This window comes from Domibacillus enclensis, assembly GCF_900156125.1.
Taxonomy (GTDB): domain Bacteria; phylum Bacillota; class Bacilli; order Bacillales; family Domibacillaceae; genus Domibacillus; species Domibacillus enclensis.
On sequence record NZ_FTLX01000012.1, the window covers coordinates 1 to 10333 of the forward strand.

Below are 10333 nucleotides of genomic sequence, written 5' to 3' on the forward strand. Positions count from 1 at the left end.
CCGCCATTTTTATATGGCTCAGTAGCTCAGTTGGTAGAGCAAAGGACTGAAAATCCTTGTGTCGGCGGTTCGATTCCGTCCTGAGCCACCATTTTTTGATGGCGGCTATGGCGAAGTGGTTAACGCATCGGATTGTGGCTCCGACACTCGTGGGTTCGATTCCCATTAGTCGCCCCATCTGATTAAATACATAAATTAATGCGGGTGTAGTTTAATGGTAAAACCTCAGCCTTCCAAGCTGATGTCGTGGGTTCGATTCCCATCACCCGCTCCATTATCCATACAGCTTTGGGCCTGTAGCTCAGCTGGTTAGAGCGCACGCCTGATAAGCGTGAGGTCGATGGTTCGAGTCCATTCAGGCCCATTTTCAACTATTCCGCAGTAGCTCAGTGGTAGAGCAATCGGCTGTTAACCGATCGGTCGCAAGTTCGAGTCTTGCCTGCGGAGCCATATGGGGAAGTACTCAAGAGGCTGAAGAGGCGCCCCTGCTAAGGGTGTAGGTCGGGTAACCGGCGCGAGGGTTCAAATCCCTCCTTCTCCGCCATTCGGCCCCTTGGTCAAGCGGTTAAGACACCGCCCTTTCACGGCGGTAACACGGGTTCGAATCCCGTAGGGGTCATTTTCAAAAGGAAACACCAGGAAGTTAAATTTAACTTCCTGGTGTTTTTTTGTTGGAGAATTTACAAATAATACATTGTTATTTTTTATTAAATAAGGGAAGATAATAATTAATAAATGTTAAAAAGAAAGAAGGAAAATCAGCAATTTTAAAGAATAGTAACAATATTGATTAAATACGGATTTATCCGCATTTTCCTCATTTCCACTTCACCAAGAATACATAAATAAAGGGTGTGGGCCATGTCATCAGAAACGAGTTATCCAAGCGAATTCGATCTCCACTTATTTCATGAAGGAAATCTTTTCAAAGCGTACAAGCTCTTTGGCGCACATATCCAAAATGGCAAAACGTCATTTGGGCTATGGGCACCGAATGCAAGAAAGGTACGTGTAATCGGCAGTTTTAATGACTGGGATGGATCTGCCTTTGAGATGAAGCGTGTTTCCAAAGAAGGGGTATGGTTTTTGGAAGTTGAGCACGATTTAGAAGGCTCTCTTTACAAATACGAAATTATTGCTGAAAGCGGCAGAGTCATTCATAAAACAGATCCATTTGCTTTTATGACTGAACTCCGTCCTCATACAGCCGGTGTAATCAACTCATTGAATGATTACGAATGGCGGGATGAGAACTGGTTTAACAGTCAGCAGCCTTCTCACATTTATGAAGAGCCGCTCGCTATTTATGAAATGCACCTGGGCACATGGAAACGAAAAGGTCCGGATGAAAACGACTTGTATTCTTACCGCGAACTGGCTGATATGCTGATCCCGCATGTAAAGGAGCAGGGATTTACTCATATTGAAGTCATGCCGGTAACGGAGCACCCATTTGACCGGTCGTGGGGATATCAAAGCACAGGCTATTTTGCTGCGACGAGACGATATGGAGAACCAAAGGATTTTATGTATTTTGTAGATGAATGCCATCGTGCAGGTTTAGGTGTCATCATGGACTGGGTGCCAGGCCATTTCTGCAAGGATGCTCACGGTCTCCACAATTTTGACGGCAATTTCAGCTACGAATACGAAAACAGCTGGGATCGTGAAAATTACGTATGGGGCACGGCCAATTTTGATTTAAGCAAAACGGAAGTACATAGCTTTTTAATATCCAATGCTCTTTTTTGGATGGATCATTATCATATAGACGGTTTTCGGGTCGATGCGGTATCGAATATTTTTTACTGGCCGAACCGGGATGGATTAGAAGCAAACCTTCATGGTGCAGCTTTTCTTCAAAAACTGAATAAAGCCGTTTTTGCGTTTAAGCCGGAAGCTCTTATGATCGCGGAGGATTCCAGCGACTGGCCGCAGGTTACTGCACCGGTACATCAAGGGGGCATCGGGTTTAATTACAAATGGAATATGGGCTGGATGAATGATGTGCTCAAATACATGGAAACCCACTGGACTGAACGGCCCGGTCAGCATCATTTAATGACATTCTCCCTTATGTACACGTATGCTGAAAATTACATTCTGCCTTTTTCTCATGATGAGGTTGTACATGGCAAGCGATCCCTGCTGGATAAAATGCCAGGAGATTACTGGCAAAAATTCGCACAGCTGCGCTTACTGCTCATGTTTATGATGGGCCATCCTGGCAAAAAGCTTCTGTTTATGGGAACAGAGCTTGCCCCGTTTTCCGAATGGAAAGATCTTGAGGAAATAGATTGGCATTTAATGGATTATGATATGCACAGGAGTTTTAATGCGTATTTCACAACACTGATGCATTTTTATAAAAAAGAGCCCGCACTGTATGAGCTGGATCACAGCCCGGAAGGCTTTGAATGGATTGACGTGCATAATCAGGAACAAAGTGTATTATCGTTTATGCGAAAGGATAAAGACGGAAATTCACTTGTCATTGTGTGTAATTTCGGTGATTACGGGTACAGTGAATATAAAGTAGGTGTACCGGAAGAAGGACTGTACGAAGAGGTTTTAAACAGTGACAGTGCTTCGTTCGGAGGCTCGAATCGTGTTAATACAGGCGCCATTCAAACGGTCTCGGATTCGTTTCATGGACAGCCTGCTTTTGTTGAAGTGAATATACCGCCATTTGGCGCAACGTACTTGCGTCATGTAAAAGAAAAAGGGAGGAACTAACATGGCAAAACAAAAATGTGTAGCAATGCTTCTGGCTGGAGGCAAAGGAAGCCGTTTAAAAGAACTGACGGAGAGCCTTGCAAAACCAGCAGTGCCATTCGGTGGAAAATACCGTATTATTGATTTCCCGCTTTCCAATTGTGCAAATTCAGGAATTCATACAGTCGGCGTGCTGACGCAGTACCAGCCGCTCGTTTTAAATTCTTATATCGGCATTGGAAGCGCCTGGGATCTTGACCGTAAAAACGGCGGTGTAACCGTACTTCCTCCTTACAGTGAATCATCTGAAGTAAAGTGGTATTCTGGTACAGCGAGTGCGATCTACCAGAATTTAAATTATATTAAGCAGTATGATCCTGAATACGTACTGATCCTTTCAGGGGATCATATTTATAAAATGAATTACGATACGATGCTTGATTATCATATAGACAAACAGGCGGATGTGACAATCTCTGTTATTGAAGTGCCGTGGGATGAAGCAAGCCGCTTTGGCATTATGAATACAGATGAGGAGTACAACGTCACGCGGTTTGACGAAAAACCGGAAAAGCCGGAGAGCAATTTAGCGTCAATGGGCATTTACATTTTTAAATGGTCTGTTCTTCGTAAATATTTGGAAATGGACGAAAGCAATCCGGATTCATCAAATGATTTCGGTAAAGACGTTATTCCAGCCATGCTGGCGGATGAACTAAAGCTGATCGCTTATCCGTTTAAAGGATACTGGAAAGACGTGGGGACGGTCAAAAGCTTGTGGGAGGCCAATATGGATCTGCTCGATAATGATCAGGATTTAAATTTGTTCGAGCATTCATGGCGCATTTATTCTGTAAACCCAAATCAGCCGCCTCAAATTATTGGAACGGAAGCAAAAATAAAGCATTCTCTTGTGAACGAGGGCTGTGTGATCGATGGAGAAATTGAACAATCGGTTATGTTCCAGGGAGTAGAAGTCGAAGCGGCAGCCGTCGTGAAAGAGTGTGTTGTAATGCCAAACGCACGGATCGGAAAAGGCTCTTACATTGAACGGGCTATTGTCATGAATGAGCTGGAAGTGCCTGAGAACACGATTATTCATAATCACAGCGATGACATTTTACTTATCACAGAAGAATATTTAGCCGAGCATGAAAGAAGACAATCGAGAGTGGAGGAAGCCTGATGAAAAAATCAATGCTTGGTGTTATAGATGCGACAATGCTTCCTGGAGAAATGGCTGAGCTTGCAGGGCACCGTTCTCCAGCGGCTATTCCTTTTGCAGGCCGTTATCGGCTAATTGATTTTGTATTATCAAATATGGTGAATTCCGGCATTCAAAGTGTGGCGATTTTTCCACGCTCTCCGTACCGCTCTTTAATGGATCATTTAGGTTCAGGGAAAGATTGGGACTTAAACCGAAAGCGCGATGGGTTGTTTTTCTTTCCAGCTCCAGCGAAAGAAGGGCAGTTCAGCCGCTTGGCAGAGCATCTGGATTACTTTAACCGGAGCGATCAAAAATACGTCATCGTTTCGAATTGTACGACAGTAGCCAATATGGACTTTGGACCGACGCTTGACCGTTTTATTAAACAAGACTGTGACCTTTTAGAAGTCACACATAACGGAGAGCCGGCAAATATTTACCTCCTCTCTCTTGAGCTGCTCCTAACGCTCATTGAAAATCGTCATGAAACCGGCTACCAATCCGTCCAAAGTGTGTTTGAAGACCAATCCTCGTCTTTGAAAAAGTGCCAGTATGAATTCGAAGGTTTCTTAAAGCGCATCAAATCAGTGAGCGACTATTATCAGACGAGCATGGAGCTTCTTCAAAAGGATAAATGGAGTGAGCTGTTCAACGAATTCCAGCCAATTTATACAAAGGTCAAGGATGAGCCGCCGACCAATTATCTTGAAGGGTCTCATGTAACAAACGCTATGATCGCCAACGGCTGCATCATCGAAGGAGAAGTCAACCACAGTATCGTTTTTCGGGCGGTGACGATTGGCAAGGAGTCGTCGGTGAAAAACAGTATTATTATGCAGAAATCCAAAATCGGCTCCAACTGTACATTAGAGCATGTTATTTTAGATAAAGATGTGTCAGTGGAGGATGGAACAGTGCTGAGAGGCACAGCTGAAAAGCCGCTGGTCGTTAAGAAAGGCTCGATCGAAAGTGCGGTGGCAAGCTCGTGAAGGTGTTATTTGCAGTTTCAGAGTGCGTACCGTTTGTGAAATCAGGGGGGCTTGCAGATGTTGCAGGCGCCCTGCCGAAGGAACTGGCAAAAATGGGTGTGGATGTACGCGTGATCATGCCAAAATATGGCCTGATCCCGGAAAAATATGAAAAAGAAATGAAGCAGGTAGCTGTTTTTACAGTACCGGTCGGATGGCGGAATCAGTATTGTGCTGTATTTGAACTCGTTCAAGACGGTGTCACCTATTATTTTGTTGATAACCTTTACTATTTTAGAAGAGACAGCTTGTATGGCCACTATGATGACGGAGAGCGTTTTGCTTATTTTACGAGAGCTGTTCTTGATTCATTTGCCCATCTGGACTTTTATCCGAATATTCTGCACTGCCATGATTGGCATACAGCCATGATGCCATTTATGCTCAAGGTTGAGCATCAGCACCGTCCGGGATACGAAAAAATCCGTTCCATTTTCACTATTCATAATTTGATGTTCCAAGGAATTTTCCCGGCACAGGCAGTTACAGACTTATTGAATTTACATAGTCAGCATTACCAAACAGGCCAGCTTGAATTCAACGGAAATACGAACTTCATGAAAGGAGCCCTCGTTGCTTCGGACGAAATTACCACGGTCAGCCCGACTTACCGGGATGAAATATTAAATCCTTACTTCGGTGAACAGCTGGAGGGTGTTCTTCAAGAGCGGCAGGGTGATTTAACGGGCATCTTAAATGGGCTGGATTACTCGGTTTACAGCCCGGAAAACAATGAATCGGTCATTCCGTATACGGCAGATGATCTCTCTGGAAAAGCGGAAAACAAAAAACGGCTGCAGGAATTTTTCCACTTGCCGGTAAGAGACGATGTGCCTGTTATCGGGCTGGTGTCGCGGCTGACCAAACAAAAAGGCCTGGATCTCGTGCGTCACGTTTTTCACGAAATGGTTCAAGAAGACGTGCAGTTTGTTTTACTTGGCAGCGGGGAAGCGGAATTTGAACATTTCTTCCGTGAAATGGAATGGGTGTATCCTGAAAAAGTCCGATCCTATATTGGGTTTAATGAATCTCTTGCACACCAGATTTATGCAGGCTCGGATTTGTTTTTAATGCCTTCACAGTTCGAACCGTGCGGCCTCGGCCAGCTGATTGCGATGAAATACGGCTCGCTTCCGCTCGTCCGGGAAACAGGCGGCTTGAATGATACCGTCCATTCGTACAATGAAGCGGACAAAACAGGAAATGGCTTTTCTTTCAGTCATTTTAATGCACACGATATGCTGAATACGTATCGAAGAGCGCTCCGCTTTTACACAGAAGAGCCTGAAACGTGGCTGGAAATTGTCCAGAACGCCATGCGCGAAGATTACAGCTGGACACAATCAGCGACAGAATACTTGAGATTATACGAGGAAGTTTCCACTAGGAGGGAAAGCCATGTTTTCTGATAAAAAAGCGTTTCAGGAATCCTTTAAAAAACGGCTGGAGCAGTCTTACAGCATCAGCTTCCAGGATTCCACACGCGCTCAGCAATTTGTGACACTCAGTAACATGGTTCGGGAGCATATTAGCAGTGAATGGATTGAAACGAATGAGCGCTACCGCAAAGGGAATAAACAAGTATATTATTTATCCATTGAATTTCTCCTCGGCCGGCTGCTCGGGCAAAATCTTATTAATCTAGGACTTTATGAAACGATTGACGAGTGGATGAAGGAATTGAACATTCCGCTTGATGAGCTGGAGGAAATTGAGCCGGATGCTGCACTCGGAAACGGCGGGCTCGGCCGACTGGCTGCTTGCTTCCTGGATTCACTTGCTTCCTTGAATTTACCCGGCCACGGCTGCGGCATCCGCTATAAGCATGGCTTATTTGAACAAAAAATGGTCGATGGCTTTCAAATGGAGCTTCCAGAAAACTGGCTGAGCTACGGCTACGTATGGGAAGTGAGAAAATCTGACTTATCGGTAGATGTGCCGTTCTGGGGCAGCGTTGATGTCATTGAACGTGAGGAAGGAACAAAATTCCGTCACGTGGATGCAGAATATGTTCGGGCTGTTCCGCATGATATGCCGGTCGTCGGGTATGGCGGCGAAACAATCAATACCCTTCGTTTATGGAGTGCTGAAATGTCGACAATGACGCCTATGCATGATGTATTGAAATACAAACGTGAAACAGAAGCCATTTCGGAGTTTTTATATCCGGATGATTCAAACGATGATGGAAAGATTTTACGCTTAAAGCAGCAGTACTTTCTTGTATCTGCCAGCATTCGCTCGATTTTGCGCCGCTACCTGTCAAACGGAGGGCAATTAAAGGATTTGCATGAGCATGTGGCGATTCACATTAATGATACGCATCCGGTACTGGCGATTCCAGAGCTAATGCGCCTGCTTCTTGACGAATATCAGCTTTCATGGGACGAAGCATGGTTTATTACGGAAAGAACGTTTGCTTACACGAACCATACAACGCTTTCCGAAGCACTTGAAAGATGGCCGATTCGTATTTTCAAGCCGCTTCTTCCGCGTATTTTTATGATTGTAGAGGAAATTAACGAACGGTTTTGCAAAAGCCTGTGGGAAGAGTATCCGGGTGACTGGGACCGAATCGAAAAAATGGCCATTGTTGCAAATGGAGAAGTTCGCATGGCTCACCTTGCCATTGCAGGAAGCCATAGTGTAAATGGAGTGGCCTGGCTGCACACCGAAATATTAAAAAATCGTGAAATGAATGATTTTTACCAGTTCCAGCCGAAGAAATTTAACAACAAAACAAATGGCATAACGCATCGCCGCTGGCTGTTAAAGGCGAACCCGGAGCTAACCGCTCTTTTAACAGACACGATAGGGGATGGCTTTCATAAGGATGCAGCGGAATTATCCAAGCTTGCTCCATATGCAAACGATTCCGCGTTTCTTGAAAAGCTCTGGGATGTAAAAACAAAGCGAAAAGAAATTTTGGCGAAGCGGATTTTTGACCAAAATGGCATCAAAGTGGACCCTTCCTCGATTTTTGATGTGCAGGTTAAGAGGCTCCATGCGTATAAACGGCAGCTGCTGAATGTGCTGCACATATTGGCTCTTTACAACAAAATTAAAGCTGATTCATCTTATGAAATTGCACCACGAACGTTCATTTTTGGTGCAAAGGCGTCACCGGGTTATTTTTACGCAAAAAGAATCATTAAGTTGATTCATTCTGTCGCCGATCTTGTCAACAATGATCCAGCAACTAAAGGAATTTTGACAGTTGTCTTTATGGAGAATTACCGCGTATCTCTGGCGGAAGATATTATCCCGGCAGCAGACATCAGTGAGCAAATTTCGACCGCCAGCAAAGAAGCGTCAGGAACAGGCAATATGAAGTTCATGATGAACGGGGCTATTACAATGGGCACACTGGACGGCGCTAATGTCGAAATATTAGAGCAAACCGGACCAGATAACATCTTCATCTTCGGCTTAAAAGCGGAGGAAGTAATGGCATATGACAAAGAGGGCGGCTACCGTTCGATGGATTATTATCACCATGATCCGCTTATCCGCCGCACGCTTGATCAGCTGGTCGACGGTACACTTGACGACAAAGGGCTGTTTGGGATCATATACGATTCTCTTTTAGGTGAAAATGACCAATATTTCGTGTTAAAGGATTTTGAGTCCTACCGTAAAGCGCAGGAAACAGCCGGGCGCATTTATGCAGAAGATCCCGAGAGCTGGCGCAAAATGATGGTTCATAACATAAGCGGCTCTGGCATCTTCTCCAGTGACCGGACGATTAAGGAATACGCAACGGACATTTGGAACATTTAAGAAACAATCCAGCGGCCATTAGGTCGCTGGATTTTCGTCGTCCTCTTCTTCTTTGTACAGCTCATTGTAATTATCTTTGTCTTCGCTGAAATCTGACGGGGTTTCTGACGTGCCATAATTGGCTGCGTCGCTAAAGCTGTCAATTCCATCGTCAGGATGGGGAACACGGTCTTCTGGGACACGGCCCGTTTCTAACGACTGCTCCGGAGAGTGATCGACTGCATACAGCGTTGTCGGGACGGCTTGAAGGCGTTCGAATGGAATCTCTTCTCCGCTTTCTTTACAAATGCCGTATGTACCGTCCTTCATTGCGGCTAGAGCAGCGTCAATCTTTTCAAGCTCTTCTTTCCCATGTTCATCGAGGGCCATGTCGCGTTCACGCTCATACAGCTCCGTTCCCGTATCAGCCGGGTGATTATCGTAAGAAGACAATTCGCCTTCATTCGGGTTTTCTTCCTCCTCTTCCAACCGGCCGGTTAGCTGCTGCTTTTGAAGCAATAGTTCTTTTTTTAGTTCACTTAATTGCTCTTTCGTTAACATAAGCTGTCTCATCCTTTCATCTATTCTATAGGTATAACCGTTTTTGAACAGAAAAAAACCCGATGGTGAAATCGGGTTAAAAAAGAAAGCTGATTAGGACGCCTATGGATAAAAGAAAACCGTAGAATGTATTGGTTTGCGCCGTTGCTTTCATCGCCGGCATCATTTGAATCGGACTCGTTTTTCCTTTAAAGCCTTTAATCGCTTTAATGGCTTTTAGAATGCTGAAGAAGGACAGGAACAGCCAGAGTGAGCCGGCATCGGTAAAGAGGAGCACAGCTACCCATGCATAAGCAATGACAAATGAAGCAGCGAGCACCAGAACAGCACGCTCGTGCCCAATTAAAATAGCCAGCGTTTTTCGGCCGGATTCTTTATCGCCGATACGGTCCCGAATGTTATTAGCCAGGTTAATTCCACCGACAAGCAAGATAATCGGGACGGAAAAAAGGAAGACCGTCCATGACAAAAAGCCGGTTTGAATAAAAAAGGAAATGTAAATAATGACGCCGCCCATAAAAAATCCGGAAGCGGCTTCTCCGAAAGGTGTATAGGCAATGGGCAGCGGTCCGCCAGTGTACAGGTAGCCGACAGCCATGCACACAAGCCCAACGAGCCCGATCCACCAGGAGGAAACAGCGCAAATATATAATCCAAGCAAAAGAGCGATCCCGAAAAAAGCAAACGCCATATTTAAGACGGTCTTCGGCTTCACACCGTTTCGGACAATGGCACCGCCGATCCCGATGGATTTTTCCGTATCCAGGCCGCGCTTAAAATCAAAGTATTCGTTAAACATGTTTGTAGCAGCCTGGATGAGCAATGAAGCGATCATCATGGCAGAAAACAACGGAACATCTAAATCTGTATACTGGGCAGCAAGGACAGTGCCAAGGAAAACAGGCACGAAGGCAGCAGTCAAAGTGTGTGGCCGCATAAGCTGCCACCATATTTGAAAGCCGCTGTCTGCTGAAGGGGTTTGGTTCATTTTCTTCTCTCCCAATCATCATTGTGAACAATTAAACAAATGTCCTTTCACAAGTGTAGAAAACGGAACCAAAAG

At 45.0% G+C, this 10333-nt stretch carries 7 protein-coding genes and 7 tRNA genes; 12 read left to right on the forward strand and 2 right to left on the reverse strand.

Features of this window, described 5'->3' with window-relative positions; translation table 11 throughout:
• Positions 1-15: 15 nt before the first annotated feature.
• The 12 genes from BW952_RS17445 (at position 16) to BW952_RS17500 (ending at position 8730) form a co-directional block, all read left to right on the forward strand.
• A tRNA-Phe gene (locus tag BW952_RS17445) sits at positions 16-91 on the forward strand.
• A gap of 10 nt (positions 92-101) precedes the next feature.
• A tRNA-His gene (locus BW952_RS17450) sits at positions 102-177 on the forward strand.
• 23 nt (positions 178-200) lie between these two features.
• Positions 201-274 (forward strand) — tRNA-Gly (locus BW952_RS17455).
• Positions 275-290: 16 nt separating this feature from the next.
• Positions 291-364, forward strand: a tRNA-Ile gene (locus tag BW952_RS17460).
• An 11-nt stretch (positions 365-375) separates the two neighbouring features.
• Positions 376-450: transfer RNA gene (locus BW952_RS17465), tRNA-Asn, on the forward strand.
• A gap of 3 nt (positions 451-453) precedes the next feature.
• Positions 454-544 (forward strand) — tRNA-Ser (locus tag BW952_RS17470).
• Between the two features lie 3 nt (positions 545-547).
• Positions 548-619, forward strand: a tRNA-Glu gene (locus tag BW952_RS17475).
• A gap of 242 nt (positions 620-861) precedes the next feature.
• A complete protein-coding gene (gene glgB / locus BW952_RS17480) occupies positions 862-2736 on the forward strand; it encodes a 1,4-alpha-glucan branching protein GlgB (RefSeq protein WP_045852510.1) in 1875 nt (624 codons plus the stop codon).
• 1 nt (position 2737) lies between these two features.
• Entirely contained in the window at positions 2738-3901 is a 1164-nt protein-coding gene (locus BW952_RS17485; RefSeq protein ID WP_045852509.1) for a glucose-1-phosphate adenylyltransferase, read from the forward strand.
• On the forward strand, positions 3901-4911 hold the full coding sequence (locus BW952_RS17490; protein ID WP_045852508.1) for a GlgC family sugar phosphate nucleotidyltransferase: 1011 nt from the start codon (positions 3901-3903) through the stop codon (positions 4909-4911). The genes BW952_RS17485 and BW952_RS17490 overlap by 1 nt, the downstream gene beginning before the upstream one ends.
• Complete coding sequence (glgA, locus tag BW952_RS17495; protein ID WP_045852507.1) at positions 4908-6359, forward strand: glycogen synthase GlgA; 1452 nt, start codon at positions 4908-4910, stop codon at positions 6357-6359. Before BW952_RS17490 ends, glgA begins: the two co-directional genes overlap by 4 nt.
• Entirely contained in the window at positions 6349-8730 is a 2382-nt protein-coding gene (locus BW952_RS17500; RefSeq protein ID WP_045852506.1) for a glycogen/starch/alpha-glucan phosphorylase, read from the forward strand. The genes glgA and BW952_RS17500 overlap by 11 nt, the downstream gene beginning before the upstream one ends.
• A gap of 18 nt (positions 8731-8748) precedes the next feature.
• Here BW952_RS17500 and BW952_RS17505 read toward each other — a convergent pair whose 3' ends face one another.
• Both BW952_RS17505 and BW952_RS17510 read right to left on the reverse strand, forming a co-directional pair.
• On the reverse strand, positions 8749-9270 hold the full coding sequence (locus BW952_RS17505) for a TraR/DksA C4-type zinc finger protein (RefSeq protein ID WP_052698559.1): 522 nt from the start codon (positions 9268-9270) through the stop codon (positions 8749-8751).
• A 76-nt stretch (positions 9271-9346) separates the two neighbouring features.
• Positions 9347-10258 (reverse strand): 1,4-dihydroxy-2-naphthoate polyprenyltransferase, encoded by a 912-nt coding sequence (locus tag BW952_RS17510; RefSeq protein WP_045852505.1) that lies wholly within the window; start codon positions 10256-10258, stop codon positions 9347-9349.
• Positions 10259-10333: the final 75 nt, after the last annotated feature.

Bases quoted from the DNA above. Each gene is read 5' to 3' on its own strand.
- glgB (WP_045852510.1), top strand. From the start codon at position 862: ATGTCATCAGAAACGAGTTATCCAAGCGAATTCGATCTCCACTTATTT.
- BW952_RS17485 (WP_045852509.1), top strand. From the start codon at position 2,738: ATGGCAAAACAAAAATGTGTAGCAATGCTTCTGGCTGGAGGCAAAGGA.
- BW952_RS17490 (WP_045852508.1), top strand. From the start codon at position 3,901: ATGAAAAAATCAATGCTTGGTGTTATAGATGCGACAATGCTTCCTGGA.
- BW952_RS17500 (WP_045852506.1), top strand. From the start codon at position 6,349: ATGTTTTCTGATAAAAAAGCGTTTCAGGAATCCTTTAAAAAACGGCTG.
- BW952_RS17505 (WP_052698559.1), bottom strand. From the start codon at position 9,270: ATGTTAACGAAAGAGCAATTAAGTGAACTAAAAAAAGAACTATTGCTT.
- BW952_RS17510 (WP_045852505.1), bottom strand. From the start codon at position 10,258: ATGAACCAAACCCCTTCAGCAGACAGCGGCTTTCAAATATGGTGGCAG.